The 19,226-nt window shown below is 73.0% G+C and carries 20 protein-coding genes; 12 read left to right on the top strand and 8 right to left on the bottom strand.

Annotated elements, in window-relative coordinates; all coding sequences use genetic code 11:
- Positions 1-49: 49 nt before the first annotated feature.
- A complete protein-coding gene (locus tag AB0G63_RS37400) occupies positions 50-1,579 on the bottom strand; it encodes an MFS transporter (RefSeq protein ID WP_360759800.1) in 1,530 nt (509 codons plus the stop codon).
- 96 nt (positions 1,580-1,675) lie between these two features.
- On the opposite strand from AB0G63_RS37400, the gene AB0G63_RS37395 reads away from it, so the two are divergent.
- Positions 1,676-2,269, top strand: coding sequence for a TetR/AcrR family transcriptional regulator (locus AB0G63_RS37395; protein WP_360759797.1), 594 nt, complete (start codon positions 1,676-1,678; stop codon positions 2,267-2,269).
- Positions 2,270-2,320: 51 nt separating this feature from the next.
- Here AB0G63_RS37395 and AB0G63_RS37390 read toward each other — a convergent pair whose 3' ends face one another.
- Entirely contained in the window at positions 2,321-3,526 is a 1,206-nt protein-coding gene (locus AB0G63_RS37390) for a helix-turn-helix domain-containing protein (RefSeq protein WP_360759794.1), read from the bottom strand.
- A 163-nt stretch (positions 3,527-3,689) separates the two neighbouring features.
- On the opposite strand from AB0G63_RS37390, the gene AB0G63_RS37385 reads away from it, so the two are divergent.
- On the top strand, positions 3,690-4,616 hold the full coding sequence (locus AB0G63_RS37385) for a proline dehydrogenase family protein (protein ID WP_360759791.1): 927 nt from the start codon (positions 3,690-3,692) through the stop codon (positions 4,614-4,616).
- Positions 4,617-4,655: 39 nt separating this feature from the next.
- Positions 4,656-6,287, top strand: coding sequence for an L-glutamate gamma-semialdehyde dehydrogenase (gene pruA, locus AB0G63_RS37380; RefSeq protein ID WP_360759788.1), 1,632 nt, complete (start codon positions 4,656-4,658; stop codon positions 6,285-6,287).
- Positions 6,288-6,362: 75 nt separating this feature from the next.
- Here pruA and AB0G63_RS37375 read toward each other — a convergent pair whose 3' ends face one another.
- From AB0G63_RS37375 to AB0G63_RS37365, 3 genes are all read right to left on the bottom strand, one after another.
- Entirely contained in the window at positions 6,363-6,989 is a 627-nt protein-coding gene (locus AB0G63_RS37375) for a cytochrome b/b6 domain-containing protein (protein ID WP_360759785.1), read from the bottom strand.
- Positions 6,973-7,698: a molybdopterin-dependent oxidoreductase gene (locus AB0G63_RS37370; RefSeq protein WP_360759783.1), complete on the bottom strand. Its 726-nt coding sequence runs from the start codon at positions 7,696-7,698 to the stop codon at positions 6,973-6,975. The genes AB0G63_RS37375 and AB0G63_RS37370 overlap by 17 nt, the downstream gene beginning before the upstream one ends.
- A gap of 108 nt (positions 7,699-7,806) precedes the next feature.
- A complete protein-coding gene (locus tag AB0G63_RS37365) occupies positions 7,807-8,757 on the bottom strand; it encodes a hypothetical protein (protein ID WP_360759780.1) in 951 nt (316 codons plus the stop codon).
- Between the two features lie 407 nt (positions 8,758-9,164).
- Between AB0G63_RS37365 and AB0G63_RS37360 the strand changes: the two genes are divergently transcribed.
- The 8 genes from AB0G63_RS37360 to AB0G63_RS37325 all read left to right on the top strand — a co-directional run bounded on the left by AB0G63_RS37360 (position 9,165) and on the right by AB0G63_RS37325 (position 14,719).
- Entirely contained in the window at positions 9,165-10,058 is an 894-nt protein-coding gene (locus tag AB0G63_RS37360) for a DMT family transporter (protein WP_360759777.1), read from the top strand.
- 93 nt (positions 10,059-10,151) lie between these two features.
- Positions 10,152-10,667, top strand: a complete 516-nt coding sequence (locus AB0G63_RS37355; RefSeq protein ID WP_360759774.1) for an NUDIX domain-containing protein — start codon at positions 10,152-10,154, stop codon at positions 10,665-10,667.
- 93 nt (positions 10,668-10,760) lie between these two features.
- Positions 10,761-11,153 (top strand): DUF202 domain-containing protein, encoded by a 393-nt coding sequence (locus AB0G63_RS37350; RefSeq protein WP_360759803.1) that lies wholly within the window; start codon positions 10,761-10,763, stop codon positions 11,151-11,153.
- Entirely contained in the window at positions 11,150-11,473 is a 324-nt protein-coding gene (locus tag AB0G63_RS37345) for a DUF202 domain-containing protein (RefSeq protein ID WP_360759771.1), read from the top strand. Before AB0G63_RS37350 ends, AB0G63_RS37345 begins: the two co-directional genes overlap by 4 nt.
- A gap of 167 nt (positions 11,474-11,640) precedes the next feature.
- Positions 11,641-12,675, top strand: a complete 1,035-nt coding sequence (locus tag AB0G63_RS37340) for a phosphotransferase family protein (protein WP_360759768.1) — start codon at positions 11,641-11,643, stop codon at positions 12,673-12,675.
- A gap of 6 nt (positions 12,676-12,681) precedes the next feature.
- Complete coding sequence (locus AB0G63_RS37335) at positions 12,682-13,896, top strand: acyl-CoA dehydrogenase family protein (RefSeq protein ID WP_360759765.1); 1,215 nt, start codon at positions 12,682-12,684, stop codon at positions 13,894-13,896.
- Between the two features lie 94 nt (positions 13,897-13,990).
- Positions 13,991-14,449 (top strand): hypothetical protein, encoded by a 459-nt coding sequence (locus AB0G63_RS37330; RefSeq protein WP_360759763.1) that lies wholly within the window; start codon positions 13,991-13,993, stop codon positions 14,447-14,449.
- A gap of 36 nt (positions 14,450-14,485) precedes the next feature.
- Positions 14,486-14,719, top strand: a complete 234-nt coding sequence (locus tag AB0G63_RS37325; RefSeq protein WP_360759760.1) for a hypothetical protein — start codon at positions 14,486-14,488, stop codon at positions 14,717-14,719.
- A gap of 27 nt (positions 14,720-14,746) precedes the next feature.
- Here the strand turns inward: AB0G63_RS37325 and AB0G63_RS37320 are convergent, their stop codons facing one another.
- From AB0G63_RS37320 to AB0G63_RS37310, 3 genes are read right to left on the bottom strand one after another with little or no spacing between them, the layout of a single operon-like run.
- Positions 14,747-15,340, bottom strand: coding sequence for a TetR/AcrR family transcriptional regulator (locus AB0G63_RS37320; protein ID WP_360759757.1), 594 nt, complete (start codon positions 15,338-15,340; stop codon positions 14,747-14,749).
- 25 nt (positions 15,341-15,365) lie between these two features.
- Positions 15,366-17,033: an AMP-binding protein gene (locus tag AB0G63_RS37315; protein ID WP_360759754.1), complete on the bottom strand. Its 1,668-nt coding sequence runs from the start codon at positions 17,031-17,033 to the stop codon at positions 15,366-15,368.
- Complete coding sequence (locus AB0G63_RS37310; protein WP_360759751.1) at positions 17,030-17,803, bottom strand: SDR family NAD(P)-dependent oxidoreductase; 774 nt, start codon at positions 17,801-17,803, stop codon at positions 17,030-17,032. Before AB0G63_RS37310 ends, AB0G63_RS37315 begins: the two co-directional genes overlap by 4 nt.
- Positions 17,804-17,906: 103 nt before the next feature.
- On the opposite strand from AB0G63_RS37310, the gene AB0G63_RS37305 reads away from it, so the two are divergent.
- A complete protein-coding gene (locus tag AB0G63_RS37305) occupies positions 17,907-19,145 on the top strand; it encodes a DUF1343 domain-containing protein (RefSeq protein ID WP_360759748.1) in 1,239 nt (412 codons plus the stop codon).
- The last annotated feature ends 81 nt before the right edge of the window (positions 19,146-19,226 follow it).

The following is a 19,226-nucleotide window of genomic DNA, read 5'->3' as shown; positions in this document are numbered from 1 at the left end:
ACGGGCCGAGGAGCATTCTCCTCGGCCCGTCCGGCGTTTTCCCGGACCCTCAGCTCTCCCCGACTCCGGCCTCTGCTCCGGCCGCGGCCCCGGTCTTCCGCAGGGTCGTCGTCGCCAGCGCCATCGCCCCGGCCAGCAGGACCGCCCCCGCGATCGCCGCCCCGTGCATCCCGGCGGTGAACGCCTCGCGGGCCGCCGTCGCCAGCCCCGGGACGCCGTCCGCGACCGCCAGCGCGCCGCCCAGCGTCTCGCGGGCCGCGTCCGGAGCCGAGGCCGGGATGTCGTGGCGGTAGACCGCCGTGCCGATGGAGCCGAGGACCGCCATGCCGAGCGCGCCGCCGAACTCCGCGCCGGTCTCCATCAGGGAGGACGCCGAACCCGCCCGCTCCACCGGGGCGCTGCCCATCGCCAGGTCCGTGATCTGCGAGATCACCATGACGATCCCGGAGGCCAGGACACCGCACGCGGCCAGCAGCAGCCACATGGAGTCCGTGCCGGTGAGGACCAGCATCGCGTAACCGGCCGCGGCGATCGCGAAGCCCGCGGCGACGACGTGGGCGCGGTCGACGCCCTTCTGGACGAGCGCGGTCGCCGCCGGGGCCGCCATGCCGATCGGCACCGAGGGCAGCAGCGCCCACAGGGCCGCCTCCATCGCGCTCTTGCCGAGCACCGACTGCAGGTACTGCGTGGTGAAGAACGCCGAGCCCATCATCGCGAACGAGGCGACCAGGTTGAGGACCACGGACGGGGCGAAGCCGCGGCCGCGGAACAGGACCGGGTCGATCAGCGGTGAGGCCGCGGTGCGCTGGCGGTGGACGAAGGCGGCCGCGAAGAGCAGGCCGACGGTGATCGAGACGACGTACCGGACGTTCCAGCCCTCGGACGGGATCTCCTTCAGGCCGTAGATCACCGGGAGCACGGCGGCCATCGACAGCGGGACGCCCGGCCAGTCGAAGCGGCCGGGGGCGGGGTCGCGCGACTCCGGCAGCAGCAGGGGACCGAGGACCAGCAGCAGCGCCATCGCGGGCAGGTTCACCAGGAAGACCGAACCCCACCAGAAGAACTGGACCAGCACGCCGCTGAGCACCGAGCCGAGCGCGACCCCGGCCGTCATCACGCCGGACCACAGCCCGATCGCCTTCGCGCGCTGGGCGGGGTCGGTGAACATCGTGCGGATCAGCGCCATCGTCGACGGCATCAGGGTCGCGCCGCCGACGCCGAGGACCGCGCGCGCCGCGATCAGCGTCCCGGCGCTGTCGGCGTACGCCGCGACCAGGGAGGCGGCGCCGAAGGCGGCCGCGCCCACCAGCAGGAGCCTGCGGCGGCCGATGCGGTCGCCGAGCGACCCCATCGTCATCAGCAGGCCGGCCAGGACGAAGGCGTAGATGTCGAAGATCCACAGCTGCTGGGTGCCGCTCGGCCGCAGATCGGCGCTGATCGCCGGGATGGCGAAGTACAGGACGGAGACGTCCATCGAGACCAGCAGCAACGGGAGCATCAGCACGCCCAGCGCGGTCCATTCGCGGCGGCCGGCGCGCCGGCCGGCCGAAGTGGTGGCGGTGCTCGTCGAGTTCGTCATGCCGGTGACTGTACGGACGTATAAAACGCTTGTCTAGTACGAGCGTATAAATCAGTCGTCTAGGACGGATGTATGGAACGGCGCTAGGGTGTGGGCATGGGACACCGTGAGGATCTGCTCGAGGGCGCCAAGCGCTGCCTGCTCGACAAGGGGTTCCTGCGCACGACGGCGCGGGACATCGTGAAGGAGTCGGGGACCAACCTGGCCTCGATCGGGTACCACTACGGGTCGAAGGACGCGCTGCTGGTGGCGGCGTACGTCTCCCTGATCGAGGAGATGGGCGACCGCTTCGACCCGGGCTGGGGCGCCGGCGGTACGACGACGGCTCCGCCGGGGTCGCTGGAGCGGTTCCGGGAGGTGTGGGGCAACGTCATCCGCACGCTTCCGGAGTCCCGCCCGATCTGGCTGCTCACCTTCGAACTGATCCTCCAGGGCGACCGGCTCCCGGAGGTGCGCAAGCTGCTGGTCGAGGCCCAGGAGCAGGGCCGCTCCGGCATCGTGCCGCTCTTCACGGGCGTCCCCGAGGACGAACTCGACCCGGAGACCGTCGACACCGAGGGCCGCTTCTACCAGACCCTGCTGCAGGGCCTCATGGTCCAGTGGCTCTTCGACCCCGGCTCCGCCACCGACGCCGACCGCCTGACGGAGGGCCTGCGCCGGGTGATCGAGGGCGCAGGGAAGGCGCCCTGAGCGGGGCGGCCGTGGCGATCCGGCCGAGGGGAGTCGGGGCCGGGCGGGCGGTCAGAGCCGGGCTGCTTTCAGGGTCATGTGCAGCAGCAGGCGGTCCTCGCCGTCGTCCAGGTCGAGGCCGGTGAGCTGCTCCACGCGGGAGAGGCGGTAGTAGAGGGTCTGGCGGTGGATGCCCAGCTCGGCGGCGGTGCGGCCGGCCTGGCCCGCGCGGTCCAGGTAGACCTCGGCGGTGCGGGCCAGCTCCCGGTGCGCGGGGGAGAGCAGGGCGTGCACGGCGGGGTCGCGGGCCACGTCCGGGGGCAGCGACGTCAGCAGACGGAACGGCCCGATGCGCGCCCACTCGGCGACCGGGCCCAGCCGCGGCTCGGCGAGCGCCGCCCGGGCCGCCGCCGCGGCCTCCCGCCAGGCCGCGCCCAGGTCCGCGAGCCCGGTGCGCGCGGCGGCGACCCCGGCCGCCGGGCCGGAGTCCGCCCCGGCCGGCCGCCCCGCCCGCTCCAGCAGCCGTGCCGCCGCCGACGTCGCCGCGGTCAGGGCGTCGGCGGAGCGCAGCCGGACCAGCAGGGCGAGGCACCGGGACGCCGTCCCCCAGGGGACCGTGCACAGCGCCGTCGCGCCCGGCACCGTCCGCACCGAGGGCGCGTCCTCCGGGTCGGCCGAGGGCCAGGGGGCCACGCACACCACCGTATGCGGGCCGTCCGCGCGGGCGCCGAGGGCGGTGCGCAGCTCCGCCACCGCCATCTCCCGCTGCCAGCCCCGCTCGGCGGTCAGCACCGCCCGCAGCTCCCGGGTGAGGTCGGCGCCGTGCTGCGCCTCGTCCGCGAGCAGCGCGCCGATCCGGGCCGTCACCGCCATGGCCGCGTCCAGCTGCCGCTCGGTCGGCCCCGGATCGTCGTCCAGCAGCCAGACGTAGCCGAGCACCACCCCCCGGTGGCGTACCGGCAGGCAGATGCGCCCGCGGTAGACCCCGGCCTCCGGACTGGGCGGGATGCGCACCGGGCCGGTCGCGCGGGTGATGCCGAAGCCCTCGAACCAGGTGCGCACCGCCGGGGTGGAGCGCCGGGACAGGATCGAGCGGGTGCGCACCGGGTCCAGGGCCGACGCGTCGAGGTCGCGCTCGCTGTCGTAGGCGCCGAAGGCGATCAGCTCGAAGTCCCGGTTCTCCAGCGTCGCGGGCGCGCCCAGCAGCTCGGAGATCTCGTCGACCAGCTCCTGGTAGTCGCCCTTGTAGTCCGAGGTCACCCGGGCATTGTCCCGCATGCCGGGCGAACCTTTCATACATCTGTCTGAGATCTGCGGCACGGATGCGTGACAGCTGTCGATGGCCGACGATCGGAGGGATCCTTAGGTTTCACGGTGGTACTCCGTGCCGTGCCCGCTCGCCGGGTCCGGCCCCCTTCTGGCCTTGTTGTGGAGGTGCCCCGTGCTGGGTCCCGTGATTCTCGCCGCGTCGCGCAGCGACCGGATGCGACGCCTGATCTCGGCGGCCCCGGGGACCAGGCAGGTCGTCGACCGCTTCATCCCCGGCGAGACCGTCGACGACATCGTGCCGGTCATCCAGGACCTCACCGGCAAGGGCCTGGAGCTGACCATGGACGTCGTCGGCGAGGACATCACCACGCCCGGGCAGGCCGCCGCGGCCCGGGACGCGTACCTGGAGCTCGTCGACCGTCTGAAGGACCTGGAACTCGGTCCCCGGGTCGAGCTGTCCGTCAAGCTGTCCATGTTCGGCCAAGCGCTGGCGGACGGCCACGAACTGGCGCTGAGCAACGTCCGGCCCGTCGTCGAGGCCGCCGCCGCGATCGGCACGACCGTGACGCTCGACGCGGAGGACCACACCACCCTCGACTCGATGTTCGCCGTCCACGACGCGCTGCGCGAGGACTTCCCGCAGACCGGCTGCGTGATCCAGGCCTACCTCTTCCGCACCGAGGACGACGCCCGCCGGCTCGCCGCGAACGGCAGCCGGGTGCGGCTGGTGAAGGGGGCGTACAAGGAGCCCGCCTCGGTCGCGCACCAGCGCAGGCACGAGATCGACCGGGCGTACGTCCGGATCCTGCGGATCCTGATGGAGGGCGAGGGATACCCGATGATCGGCTCCCACGACCCGCGCCTGATCTCCATCGCCCAGGAACTCGCCCGGCGCGCCGGGCGCAAGCTCGACGAGTACGAGTTCCAGATGCTGTACGGCATCCGCGGCGAGGAGCACCTGCGGCTGGCCGCCGAGGGCCACCGCATGCGCGTCTACACCGCCTACGGCACCGACTGGTACGGCTACTTCATGCGCCGCCTCGCGGAGAAGCCGGCCAACCTGCGCTTCTTCCTGCGCTCCACGCTCACCACGGGCTGAACCCGAACACCCGCTCACGTACAAGGAGTTACGGATCTCATGGACGCTGTGACCCAGGTCCCCACCCCAGTCAACGAGCCGGTGCACGGCTACGCCCCCGGCTCGCCCGAGCGTCAGCGCCTGGAGGCCAAGCTCAAGGAACTGGCCGAGAACCCGGTCGACCTGCCGATGACCATCGGCGGCGAGAAGCGGATGGGCGGCGGCGAGCCCTTCCAGGTCGTCCAGCCGCACAACCACAAGGCCGTCCTCGGCACCCTCCGCCACGCCACCGAGCAGGACGCGCGCGACGCGATCGACGCGGCCCTCGCCGCCGCGCCCGCCTGGCGCGCGATGTCGTTCGACGACCGCGCGGCGATCATCCTGCGTGCCGCGGAACTGCTCGCCGGGCCCTGGCGGGAGACCATCGCCGCCTCCACCATGCTGGGCCAGTCGAAGACCGCGCAGCAGGCGGAGATCGACTCCCCGTGCGAGCTGGTCGACTTCTGGCGGTTCAACGTCCACTACGCCCGCCAGATCCTCGCCGAGCAGCCCCCGGCCAACTCCCCGGGCGTCTGGAACCGCCTGGACCACCGCCCGCTGGAGGGCTTCGTCTACGCGATCACGCCGTTCAACTTCAGCGCGATCGCGGCCAACCTGCCCACCGCCCCCGCCCTCATGGGCAACGTGGTGATCTGGAAGCCGTCCCCCACCCAGACCCACGCGGCCGTGCTGCTCATGCAGTTGCTGGAGGAGGCGGGCCTGCCCAAGGGCGTCATCAACCTCCTCACCGGCGACGGCGTCGAGGTCTCCCAGGTCGCCCTGAACCACCGTGACCTCGCGGGCATCCACTTCACCGGCTCGACCAAGACCTTCCAGTACCTGTGGAAGACGGTCGGCAACAACATCGAGAAGTACCGCTCCTACCCGCGCCTGGTCGGCGAGACCGGCGGCAAGGACTTCCTCGTCGCCCACCCGAGCGCCGACCGCGCGGTGCTGAAGACCGCGCTGACCCGCGGCGCCTTCGAGTACCAGGGCCAGAAGTGCAGCGCCACCTCGCGCGCCTACCTCCCGGCGTCGATCTGGAACTCCGGCTTCAAGGAGGAGTTCGCGGCCGAGGTCGACGGCCTGACGATGGGCGACGTGACCGACCTGTCCCACTTCATGGGCGCGGTGATCGACGAGCGGGCCTTCGCCAAGAACAAGGCGGCCATCGACCGCGCGAAGCAGGACCCCAGCTGCACGATCGTCGCGGGCGGCAGCTACGACGACTCGGTCGGCTGGTTCGTCCGCCCGACCGTCGTCGAGTGCACCGACCCGGACAACGAGGTCTTCCGCACCGAGTACTTCGGCCCGTTCCTCGCCGTGTACGTCTACGAGGACGACAAGTACGACGAGATGCTGACCCAGATGGAGTCGGTGTCCGACTACGCGCTGACCGGCTCGGTGATCGCGAACGACCGCGCGGCGGCGGCGTACACGATGGAGAAGCTGCGCTTCGCGGCCGGCAACTTCTACATCAACGACAAGTCCACCGGCGCCGTCGTCGGCCAGCAGCCCTTCGGCGGCGGCCGTGCCTCCGGCACGAACGACAAGGCCGGCGCCCCGCAGAACCTGCTGCGCTGGACGCTGACCCGCGCCATCAAGGAGACGCTGGTCCCGCCGACCGACTACACCTACCCGCACATGGGCTGACGGACCGTCATGCACCGGGGCCGGGGGGGGGGGGCCCCCCGCCGCGGCTCCGGCCCCTCTCCTTTCTGCCCGCCGTCAGTAGCGCCACAGGGAGTGCTCCCGGTCGGCCCACTCGCGGCTGACCGTCCCGGTCCGCAGCCCGCGCCGGGCCTCCGGGTCGCCGAGCGCCATGCCGATGTGGCCGGCGAGGACGACGCCGACGGTGAGGGCCAGCCAGTCGTGGACGAAGGTCGCGCCGGTGCGCCACCGGATCGGCGTGAGATGCGTGAACCACATCATGAGGCCGGTGCCCAGCATCACCAGCGTCGCCCCGGCGATCCAGGCGGCGTAGACCTTCTGCCCGGCGTTGAACTTGGCCGCCGGGCGGGCGGAGCGGCGCTTGTCGCGGCGCAGGGCCGCGCGCAGCCAGAGCCGGTCGTGGGGGCCGAAGCGGTTGAGCCGGCCCAGGTCGGCCCGGAAGCCGCGGGACAACAGGCCCGCCAGGACGGGCACGGGCAGGGCGAGCCCGGCCCACTCGTGGACGCGGACGACCAGCTCGCGGCGGCCGACGAGTTCGGCGAGTTCGGGGACGTAGAGGAAGGCCGCGGTCACCACGCACACGCCCATCAGGGCGGCCGTGGTGCGGTGCACCCACCGCTGGACCGGGCCGAACCGGCGGACCTCGGCGACCGGCGGCGTCCTCGCCTCAGCTCGTGGGGTCATCGTCCCGCCCGTTCGACCGGCCGACCCAGGCGTCGACGTCGTAGCCGCGTTCCTCCCAGTAGCCGGGCCGCACGTCCTCGGTGACGGTGATGCCGGACAGCCACTTGGCGGACTTGTAGAAGTACATGGGCGCCACGTAGAGGCGGACGGGGCCGCCGTGGGCGTGGCCGATGTCCTCGTCCCGCATGCGCAGGGCGACCAGGACGTCCGCGCGGCGGGCCTGGTCGAGGGTGAGGCTCTCGGTGTAGGCGCCGTCGAAGCAGGTGAAGCGCACCGCCCCGGCCCCCGCCCGCACTCCGGCGGCGTCGAGCAGCCGGGACAGCCGCACCCCCTCGAAGGGCGTGTCGGGCACCCGCCAGCCGGTGACGCACTGGACGTCCCTGACCAGCCGGGTCTGCGGCAGGGCGCGCAGTTCGGCGAGCGTGTAGGAGGCGGGGCGTTCGACCAGGCCGCCGACGGTGAGGCGGTAGTCGGCGGCGCTCTTGTGCGGTACGGAGGAGGCGACCGAGTAGTAGCGGAAGCCGCCGCCGTTGGGCAGCAGCCCGGTCAGGCCGGTGGGGTCCTTGTCGGCGGCGCCGCCGAGGAACGCCTCCAGGCCGCGCTGCAGGGTGGGCGCCGCGAGGACGCCGAGGGCGCCCAGGCCGAGGGTGCCGAGGAAGACGCGGCGGCCGACCGGTGCGCCGCCTTCTTCGGGCGGTTCGGAGTTCACCCCTCCATTCGAGCACCCGCGGCCCCGGCCGGGCCAGGGAACGCGGGTGCCCGTCAGAGTTCCGTCATCTCTTCGCCGGCCGTCGGCACCCCGGCCGGGCCCCGCGGGTCATCCCCGGCCGAGCACGGCGGCGCGGGCGGCGCGGAAGGCGGGGTAGGGGTCGCGGCCGGGGTAGGACCAGGGCGCCGGGGTGGCGTGCTCGCCGATGCGGTGGAACAGGGCGGCGGCCTCCGCGCCGCTGCCCTCGCAGACCTTGGCGTGGGCGAGGTAGTTCAGGTCGATCAGGCGGCGCGGGTGGCCCTCGTGCTCCCACTCCAGCCACCAGTCGAAGGCGGCCTTCAGCACCTGCCGGGCCCGATGCCCGCTCCAGTGCCGCGAGGCGGCCGGGTCGGCGGGCTCGTGCCCGGCGGTGGCCAGCGCGCGGTAGCGCTCGGCGTGCGCGACGACCGGCAGGACGGCGAGCGGCGAGTCGGCCGGGGCCTGCGCGGCGGCCCAGTCGGCGAAGTCGTAGACCTCGTGCAGCGGGTCGGGGCCGGCGTCGGCGTGGCGCTCGGCGAGGCGGGCGACCATGAGGTGGTGGGCGTGGTGGTGGTCGGCGTACCGGCCGCGGATCTCGCCGAAGAGGCGTCCGACCTCGTCGTCGGCGCCCGAGGCGCGTTCCAGCATCAGCATCCCCAGCCACGGGGTGGGGTCGGCGGGCAGGCGCGCGGCGGCGGCCCGGCAGGCCTCGCGGGCACGGTCCGGTCTCTCCTTGCCCCGCAGCGCCCGCTGCACCAGGGACATCGCGAGCAGTACGGCGGCGTCGGCGCAGCCGGGTTCGGTGAACATCCAGTCCCGGGCCCAGGCGGAGCTGTAGGGCTCCAGGGCGAGGACGGTCACCCGGTGGCCGCGGCGGTCCCAGTCGTCGCCGGTGTGCGCCAGCAGGGAGCGGGCGGCCTGCCACCGTCCCTGCGCCAACGAGGCCTTCGCCGCGACGAGTTCGTCGTCGTCCAGGGCGGCGTCAAGGGCCTGGGCCGCGCCTTTGCGGCCCCTGCCGAGGGATGGCGGGGGTGGGGACACCGCGGGACTTCCTCACGCGACGCGGCTCGCGTCGGGGTTCCGGTTTGCCGTCGAATGATCACGCACAGCAAACCCTCAGCAAAGACTCACGTCAAGGCCCGGACTCCCGTTACTCGCGTCAACGTCCCTGCCTGCGGGAGCACTTGCCGGGCGGCCCGGCCGTGACGCCGGTGCGTCCCGACCCGCCGTGTGGCGTACGCCCCGTCCCGCCGTGTGGCGTACGCCATGGCGCGGCCGGTCAGGGCGTCGGACCATGGCGGCACGGTCACGCCCCGCGCCCCGACCGGGCGGCGCGCCGTGGCCGGGTCGATGTTTTCGCCGGCTCCCGGGGCACGCCCGTGCCCCGGGACGCTACAGTCGGCCACTACCCGCCCCGTAGCCCGGCCGAACTGATCGAGGTACGCAGCGTGTCGGTTCTGGTTCTCCTTCTCGCCGTGAGCGCTGCCTGCTGCCTGGGCCTCGGATTCGTGTTCCAGCAGAACGCGGCCCAGCGGGCGCCGCTGAGCGACTTCCTCTCGCCTCGGCTGCTCCTCGACCTGATGAGGGTGCCGCGCTGGCTGGGCGGTACGGGGCTCATGGTGGCGGGCATGGCCCTGGGCGCGGTCGCGCTCGGCCAGGGTGAGGTCTCCTTCGTGGAGCCCCTCCTCGCCACGAACCTGCTGTTCGCTCTCGCGCTCTCCCGCAGGCAGACCGGGCAGCCGCTGGGCCGCCAGGGCTGGGCGGGCCTCGCCCTGCTGGCGGGCGGGGTGACCGCCTTCATCGTGGCGGGCGAGCCGCGCGGCGGCACCGCGGTCGCCGACCCGCTGCGCCACTGGCTGATCATCGGCGCCGTGGTCGGGCTCGCGCTGCTGCTGACCGCCTGCGCCAAGCGCTCGCGCCTGAGCTCGGCGCCGGTCCTGCTGTCCCTGGCGGCGGGCCTGCTCTACGGCGTCCAGGACGCCCTCACCCGGATCAGCGGCCAGCGCTTCTCCGCCGGCGGCCTCACCGAGCTGGCCACCGGCTGGCAGCCGTACGGCGTGCTGGCGCTCGGCGTCACCGGCCTGGTGCTGGTGCAGAGCGCCTTCGAGACCGCGCCCCTGCGGATGTCCCTGCCGGCCCTGACCGCGGCCCAGCCGCTGGCCGGCATCCTGTGCGGGGTGGGTTTCCTCGGCGACCGGCTGCGCACCGACACCGGGGCGCTGGCCTGGGAGGCGGCCGGGCTCGCGGCGATCGTCACGGGCATCGTGCTGCTCGGGCTGCACCCGGCGATGCCCACGGGCACGGCGAAGCCGGAACGGGTCCGCGACCTGCAACCGCAGTGACCGACCCGGTCCCCGGGCGTGCCGCTCCGGTGACCCCATCAACTGGGTGCCGCTCCGGTGACCCCGCGAGCGGCGTGCTGCTTGGATGATCCCATGAGCGCTGCTGACGAGATCATCGACATCGTCGACGAGAACGACCGCGTCGTCGCCCGTTCCCCGCGCGGCGAGGCGTACGCCAGGAGCCTGCGCCACCGCTGCGCCTTCATCCTGGCCCGCGACGCCGAGGGCCGGGTCTTCGTCCACCGCCGCACCCCGACCAAGCTGGTCTACCCCTCCCTCCACGACATGTTCGTCGGCGGCGTGGTCGCGGCCGGCGAGTCCTACGACGAGGCGGCGCTGCGCGAGGCGGAGGAGGAACTGGGCGTGAGCGGCCTGCCGAGCCCGCGGTTCCTGTTCAAGTTCCTCTACGACGACGGCGCGGGCCGCAGCTGGTGGTCGGCGGTGTACGAGGTGCGCTGCGAGATGCCGGTCAGCCCGCAGGCCGAGGAGGTGGCCTGGCACGCGTTCCTGACGGAGGACGAGGTGGAGCGGCGGCTGACGGAGTGGGAGTGGACGCCGGACGGCCTGGCGGCGTACGAGCGGCTGAAGGCGTACCGGTCGATGGGCTGACCCGGCGCCTGCGGGGAGCCCGGCGCCTCCGGGACACCCGGCGCTTCCGGGGAGCCCGCTGTCTGCGGGGGAGCCCGATAAGGTCGCGGCGTGATCGACGCATGGGTACGGAACGTCCGCCTGTGGTTCGCCCCCGAGCGGATCCGGGACGAGGGCAGGACCCCCGACTACCGGTTCTCGCTGGCGAACGAACGCACCTTCCTGGCCTGGCTGCGCACCGGGCTCGCGCTGATCGGCGGCGGCTTCGCGGTGGACCAGTTCCTGCCCGATCTGCGCTGGGGCTGGCGCGTCGGGCTGGCGCTCGCACTGCTGGGGGCGGGCGTGCTGTGCGCGCTGCGCGCGGTCAACCACTGGGTGCGCTGCGAGCGGGCCATGCGGCGGGGCGAGGATCTGCCGGTGTCGCGGTTCCCGGCGGTGCTGGGCGTGGTGGTCGCCGTCGTCGCCGTCGCGATGGTCGTCGTCGTGCTCGTCGGGTGGGAGGGGTGAGCGCGCCCGCGGGCCGGGAGCGGGATCCCGGGCTGCAGCCCGAGCGCACCCGGCTGGCCTGGCGTCGTACGACCCTGTCCAGCGCGGCCGTCGCCGTCCTCGCCGTGAAGACGGCCCTGCACGAAGGCCCCTCCGCCTCCGGCATCGCCGTGGGCGCGCTGTGCTGCCTGCTGTGGGCGGTGTTCCTGCTGCTGGCCCACCTCCGCATCCGCGCCCTCGCCGCGGCGCCCGGCCCGTCCGCGCTCGGCCCGCGCCACGCCGCGGCGGCGGTCCTGTGCACCGTGGCCCTGGCGCTGTGCGGCGCGGCGCTCGTCCTATAGGACTCAAGGACTTAAGGACTTAAGGACTTAAGGACTCAGGACTTAATGCCTTCCCGGGACCGGCCTGCCGTGGTTCCGATCACGTTGGGCGCCCGCACTGGACGGCATACCGACCAGTCGGCATGATGGTCGCGTCAGTCATGTTCACGCGCGCGTAAGGAGCACCGATGAGCCCCGACCATCCGCCAGGTCTCGATCTCGACCGGCTGCGCGGCCTGCTCGACCGCGAGCGGCCCGGCCTGGTGCAGGCCCCCCTGACCGGCCGGCTGATCGAAGGCGGCCGGTCGAACCTCACGTACGCGGTCGAAGACGGCGTCTCGAAGTGGGTCGTCCGACGGCCGCCGCTCGGGCACGTCCTCGCCACCGCCCACGACATGAAGCGCGAGCACCGGGTGATCAGCGCGCTGCACCCGACGGACGTACCGGTGCCGGCCCCGGTGCTGCTGTGCGAGGACGAGGAGGTGCTCGGGGCGCCGTTCTACGTCATGGAGTTCGTCCAGGGCACCCCGTACCGCACCGCCGACCAGCTCGCCCCGCTGGGCGAGGAGCGCACCCGGCAGGCGGTGCTGTCGCTGGTGGACACGCTGGTCGAGCTGCACGGCGTGGACCCGGCCGAGGTCGGCCTGGCGGACTTCGGGCGCCCGGAGGGCTTCCTGGACCGGCAGTTGCGTCGGTGGGGGAAGCAGCTGGACGCCTCCCGCAACCGCGCGCTGCCCGGCATCGACGAGCTGCACGCGGCGCTCGGCCGGCGGCTGCCCGTCTCCCCGGCGCCGACCGTCGTGCACGGCGACTACCGGCTGGACAACGTCCTGATCGGCGACGACGACGTCATCAAGGCGATCCTCGACTGGGAGATGTCGACGCTCGGCGACCCGCTCACCGACCTGGGCCTGCTGGTGATGTACAGCACGCCCCTGGGCATGCCCGACTCCCCCGTCTCCACCACGGCCGAGGCCCCCGGCCACCCGTCCCCGGCCGAGCTGATCGAGCGCTACGCCGCCCACTCCGGGCGGGACGTCTCCGCGGTCTCCTGGTACACGGCGTTCGCCTGGTTCAAGCTCGCCGTGATCCTCGAGGGCATCCACTACCGCTACACCCTGGGCCAGACGGTCGGCCGCGGCTTCGACCGCATCGGCGATCTGGTCCCGGTCTTCATCGAGCACGGTCTGACGACTCTTCAAGCAGGACTCCAGGAAGGCTGACTGGCCATGGACTTCGCGTTCGACGCACGCACCGAGGAGCTGCGCGCCAAACTGCTCGCCTTCATGGACGAGTACGTCTATCCGGCCGAGGCGGTGGCGCAGGAGCAGCGCGCCGCGCTGGCCTCCCCCTGGGACACCCCCGCCGTGGTCGAGGAGTTGAAGGCCGAGGCACGCCGGCAGGGGCTGTGGAACCTCTTCCTGCCCGACGCCGAGTACGGCGCCGGCCTGACCAACCTCCAGTACGCCCCGCTCGCCGAGATCACCGGCCGCTCGCCGCAGCTCGCGCCGACGGTGACGAACTGCGCGGCGCCGGACACCGGCAACATGGAGGTGCTCGCGCAGTTCGGTGACGAGCGGCAGAAGAAGCAGTGGCTGGAGCCGCTGCTGGCGGGCGAGATCCGCTCGGCGTTCGCGATGACCGAGCCGGAGGTGGCCTCGTCGGACGCGACGAACATCACCACGCTGATCGAGCGGGACGGCGACGACTACGTCATCACCGGGCGCAAGTGGTACATCTCCGGCGCGATGGACCCGCACTGCAAGATCTTCATCGTGATGGGCAAGACAGACCCGGACGGCCCCGACATCCGCCGCCAGCAGTCGATGGTGCTGGTCCCGCGGGACACCCCGGGCGTCACCGTCACCCGCGCGATGAAGGTCTTCGGCTACGAGGACCACTACCACGGCGGCCATGCGGAGGTGGTCTTCGACCACGTGCGCGTGCCGGTGTCCAACCTGGTCGGCGAGGAGGGCGGCGGCTTCGCCATCGCGCAGGCCCGGCTCGGCCCCGGCCGCATCCACCACTGCATGCGGCTGATCGGCATGGCCGAGCGGGCGATCGAGCTGATGTGCCGCCGGGCGGTGTCCCGTCAGGCCTTCGGCAAGGCGCTGGCCCAGCAGGGCGTGGTGCACAACTGGATCGCGGACGCCCGGGTCACCGTCGAGCAGCTGCGGCTGCTGGTGCTGAAGACGGCCTGGCTGATGGACACCGTCGGCAACCGGGGCGCGCACACCGAGATCCAGGCCATCAAGATCGCCACCCCGCGCGCGGTCGTCGACATCCTCGACCGGGCGATCCAGCTGCACGGCGCGGGCGGCGTCAGCCAGGACTTCCCGGTGGCGGAGCTGTACGCCGCCGCGCGGACCCTGATGATCGCCGACGGCCCGGACGAGGTGCACCAGCGGTCGCTGGCCCGGCGGGAGCTGAAGAAGTACCTCTGATTGCGGAAGTACCCCTGACCGCAAGGGAGTTGGGGCGGCCGCCACTGGGCGGCCGCCCCTTTCGCATTCCCCGCCGAAGGCCTGGCGCTGGCCCGTGGCCGGTCTGCTCGTGGCCATGGCCGGCTCGGTGGTGCTGCCGATCGACGACCTCCTGTGGTATCTGCTGGGGTGCGCCGTGACGCTCACCCTGCTGGTCAGGATCGCCCACCGAGAGGTGCCGTTCGGGCTGGCGCCGGCGCAGTGGCGGCTCGGGCCGGACGACGAGTCGCTCCTCCGGGCCCGTCTGGCGTCGGCCGTGCAATGCGCCCAGCAGGGCAGCACCGGTCCCGCGGTGGAGCAGCTGGAGGCCCTGGTGCCGGACCTCGCCGCGGCCCTGGGGGACGACCACACGTTGACGCTTCAGGCGCGTTTCATCGCGCCGCAACTGCGGAGCGAGCACAGCCGCGTGCCCGACCGCGTCGCGGCCATGGAGGACCTGAGCGAGGAGATGAACGCGGCGCTCGGCCCCGGCGACCCGGAGGCCCTGGCGGCCCGCATCGTCCTCGCCGAGTGACTGAAGGAGGACGGCGACACCGAAGCCGCCCGGGAGGTGTACCGGCAGGCCGTCACCGTCGGCACCCAGCAGCTGGGGGCGGACCACCAGATGGCCCTGATCGCCCGCGGTTCGCTGGCCGTCATGCGGCACAAAAGGCCGGGCGCCGACCGCAGCGCCGCACTGGAGGAGCTGACCGCGGTCGTACGCGACATGGAACGGGTGCTCGGCGCCGCGCACCCGAACACCGTCTCCACCCGGCGTCTCCTCGACCAGTGGACCGCCGCCTGACCGGCTCCGACGGGCGAGCCCGGGGCCTCAGGGGCGCAGGGCCCGCAGCAGCAGGTCGGCCAGGTGGTCGGCGACCTCCTGCGGGGTGAGCGGGCCGTCGGGGCGGTACCAGGTCGACAGGTGGTGGACGGAGCCGAAGTGGTAGTCCACCACGAGATCGGCCGGGGTCGCCCGGGAGAAGACGCCCGCCTCCTGGCCCTCCTCGACGAGCGCGCGGAAGCGTTCGTGGTAGCGCCGGCGCTCGGCACGCACCTGCTTGTTCTTCTCGGGGCTCAGGTGGTGCATGGAGCGGAAGAAGATCGACGCGTCGTCCAGGTTCTCGATCGTCGTGACGACGACGTCCGCCGCCGCGGCCCGCAGCCGCTTCTCGACCGGTTCGCCGGAGTCCGCGAAGGCGTCGAGGCGCTCCTGCTGGAGGCGCAGCACGCGCGCGTACACCTCGTGCAGGAGGTCGTCCTTGGAGCCGAAGTAGTGGTACAGCGCCCCCTTGGTGACGCCGGCCGCCTCGACGATCTCCTGCACGGAGGTACGGTCGTACCCCCGGTCGGCGAAAAGCCGGGTGGCGGCGGCCAGAAGCCGCTGTGGAACGGGTGCTCCGTCACCGTCCGTCGTCCTGGGCACTGCCGCCACCTGCCTTTCCGTGGTTCTACCGGCTGCTCTGCCTGCGAGAACGCAGTTCCCGCCGGAGGATCTTCCCACTTGCCGTCTTCGGCAAGTCGGGCAGGATCTCCACCTGCCGCGGGTACTTGTAGGCGGCCAGTCTCTCCTTGCAGTACACCGCGAGTTCGTCCGGGTCCGTCCCGGCGCCCGGACGCAGGCTGACGTACGCCTTGACGGTCTCGCCGCGGTAGCCGTCGGGCACCCCGACGACGGCGGCCTCGCGCACCGCCGGGTGCGTGTAGAGGACGTCCTCGACCTCGCGCGGCCACACCTTGAAGCCGGACGCGTTGATCATGTCCTTCTTGCGGTCGACGACGTACAGCCAGCCCCGCGGGTCCATGAAGCCGATGTCGCCGGTGCGCAGTTCGCCCGCGGGGAAGGTCTCGGCGGTGGCGTCCGGGCGCCGCCAGTAGCCGGGCACCACCTGCGGCCCGCTCACCACGATCTCGCCCTGCTCCCCGAAGGGCACCTCCCGCCCCTCGTCGTCGACGATCCTGACCACCGTCTCGGGGCCGGGCAGCCCCACCGCCAGCGTGCCCGAAGCCGGGTCCACCGGCGCCTCGAGGTGCGGCGGCACGGAGGCGCACGGCGCGGTGCACTCGGTGAGCCCGTAGCCGTTGCGGATGTACGGCCCGAAACCGGCCCGGAACTTCTCCACCAGCGCGGGCGGCACGGGGGCGCCGCCGGAGGAGATGACGGCGAAGGAGGAGAAGTGGTCCGGGGTGACGGCCGGGTGGGCGGCCAGCGCCATGAAGGCGGTCGACGGGCCGACCGTGAAGTGCGGCCGGTGCTCGGCGAACGCGTCCAGGACGACGCCCGCCTCGAAGCGGTACGTCAGCACGAGCGTGCCCGCGCTGACGAGGCAGGCGCCGAGCTGGCAGACCATGCCGGTGATGTGGAACAGGGGCGCCAGGGCGTAGTAGACGGGCGCCTCGGGCAGGGCGAGGCCGGTCCGCTGCCGCTCGGCGTTGTACATGATGTTGCCGTGCGTGTTGGTGGCGCCCTTGGGGGTGCCGCTGGTGCCCGAGGTGTAGCTGATCAGCGCGATGTCGGCCGGGCCGGCGGCGCGGACTCCGGGGGCCGGGTGACCGGCCCGGGCGACGGCGGTCAGGTCGTCGGCGTCCGCGGCCTGCGGCAACCGTTCGAAGGCCAGCACGCGCGCGTCGCCGCGGGTCTGGAAGTCCAGCTCGCAGGCGGTGAGCACGATCCGCACCGGCGAGCCGGCCGCCGTCTCGCGCAGGTACGACTCCCACGCCCGGTCGGAGCAGACCAGCGCGGCCACCTCGCCGTCCCGCAGGACGTGCGCGACCTCTCCCGACTTGTACATGGGGTTCACCGGCACGACGATCGCGCCCGCCTTCCACGCGCCGAGCAGCGCGATCACGAAGTGCGGGGAGTTCTGCAGCAGGATCGCCACGCGGTCGCCGCGCCGCAGCCCGCGGGCGGCGAGGTGACCGGCGACGGAGTCGCTCAGCTCGTCGGTCTCGCGGTAGGTGAGGCGCCCGTCGAAGTAGGTCAGGAAGGTGCGGTCGGGGGCCTCGGCGACGGACCGGGCGAGGGCGTGCACGAGGGAGTCGGCGGGGTCGACCGGGGCGCGCTGGGCGTCGTTCAGCAGGGCGAGCCAGGGCTTGGCCGCGTAGCGGGAGCCGGTCACCGCAGCTCCTCCCACTTCTGCTGGATGCGGTTCATGTTCGTCAGCCAGTGGTCCGGCTCGGCGGCCCTGGCCTGGTAGAACGCGGCGACCTCGGGGTGCGGCAGGATCAGGAAGCGGTCCTCCTCGATCCCCTTGAACAGGGCGTCGGCGACGTCCGCCGGGTCGATCGCGGTGGGCCTGAGCACCAGGTCGCCCGCGCTGCCGGTGGCGGACAGCATGTCGGTGCGGACGCCCTGGGGACAGATGGCGTGCACCTTCAGGCCGCGGTGGCGGTACGTCAGCGACAGCCACTCGGCGAAGGCGTAGGCGCCGTGCTTGGTGACGCTGTAGGAGGGGGCGCCGATCATCGTCAGCAGGCCGGCGGCGGAGACGGTGGACACGAAACGTCCGCTGCCGCGCTCCAGCCAGGCCGGCAGCAGCGCGTGCGCCGCCCGCACATGCGCCATGACGTTCACGTCCCAGGCCAGTCCCCAGGACTTCTCGTCGACGGGCCGTTCGAGGTCGCCGTCCTCCAGGGCGACGCCGGCGTTGGCGCAGTAGACGTCCACCGTGCCGCCGAGCGCGTCGCGGGCGTCGGCCACGATCGCGGAGGCGTCGCCCGGCACCGCGATGCCGCCGATCTCCCCGGCGACCGCCTCGGCCCGGCCGGCGTCCAGGTCGTTGACGACGACCCGGGCCCCTTCGGCGGCGAACCGGCGGGCGAGCGCCGCGCCGATGCCTCCCCCGGCCCCCGTGACGACCACACCGGCACCCTGAACGGCTTCCACCATCGGTCTCCTTCGACTGCGGCTCTGCGGCCACGCCAGACTAACCGGTCGGTATGTGGCAGGGAAGGGGTTCCCGCGACCGGCGCCGGCCCCTACCGTGCCTCCCATGCGCCTTTCCAGACGAGCTCTTTTAGCAGCGGCAACGGCGGCAACCTCCCTCCCGGCGGCGTCCCCCGCCGCCGCGGCCCCCCACCGGGCACCCCTGCGCACCGGATTCGAGCGGCTGGCCGCGGACGGCTACGCGCTCCTCGACGGACGGCCGGTGGGCATCGTCACCAACCCCACCGGCGTCACCCGCGACGTCCGGCACGTCGTCGACGTCATGCACGCCGACGGGCGGGTGAACCTGGTCGCCGTCTTCGGCCCCGAGCACGGCTTCCGCGGTACCGCGCAGGCGGGCGGCTCCGAGGGCCGCTACGACGACCCGGCGACCGGACTGCCCGTCTACGACACGTACCTGAAGAGCGGTCAGCCGCTCGCCGACGTCTTCACGGCCTCCGGCGTGGACACCGTCGTCTTCGACATCCAGGACGTCGGCGCGCGCTTCTACACGTACATCTGGACGCTGTACGACTGCATGGAGGCGGCGGCGCTCGCGGGCAAGCGGTTCGTGGTGCTGGACCGGCCGAACCCGGTGACCGGGCGGGCGGCCCTCGGCCCGGTGCTGCACAAGGAGTTCGCGACGTTCGTCGGGCGGCAGCCGGTCGCGCAGGCGCACGGGATGACCGTCGCCGAGCTGGCGCGGCTGTTCAACGGGGAGTTCCTGACGGCTCCGGTGGAGCTGGAGACCGTCACGATGACGGGGTGGCGGCGGTCGTGGTTCTACGACGCCTGCGGGCTGCCGTGGGTGCCGCCGAGCCCCAACATGCCGACCCCCGACACGGCCCTGGTCTACTCGGGGACGTGCCTGCTGGAGGGGACGAACCTGTCGGAGGGGCGCGGGACGACCCGGCCGTTCGAACTGCTGGGCGCCGACGGCGTGGACGGCGGGTGGGCCGCCGCCGTGAACGAACTGGGCCTGCCCGGTGTGCGTTTCAGGGAGGCGTACTTCGCGCCGGCCTTCTCCAAGTACCAGGGGAAGACCGTCGGGGGTGTGCAGGTCCATGTGCACGACCGCGCGGTCTTCGACCCGGTGCGCACCGGGATCGCCCTGCTGGTGACCGCGAAGCGGGTCTTCGACGGCTTCGCCTGGCGCTCCGACGGCTGGATCGACAAGCTCACCGGCTCGGCGCGGGTGCGGACGCTGATCGACGCGGGCGCGGACACCGACGAGGTGGTGGCCGACTGGCAGGCGGAGCTGGCCGCGTTCCGCCGGACGCGCCGGCACTACCTGCTGTACGAGTGAGCCGGGGCGACCGCACCACGACGGCCAGAGCAGGGGCGAGGCGTTCTGGGGCTCGGTCCGGCTACCCCTTCCCGGTCGATC

This window comes from Streptomyces sp. NPDC020996 (assembly GCF_040641355.1).
In the GTDB taxonomy this organism is placed as follows: domain Bacteria; phylum Actinomycetota; class Actinomycetes; order Streptomycetales; family Streptomycetaceae; genus Streptomyces.
The sequence above is the reverse complement of the archived record's forward strand: the minus strand, read 5'-3'. Positions and strand labels throughout refer to the sequence as shown.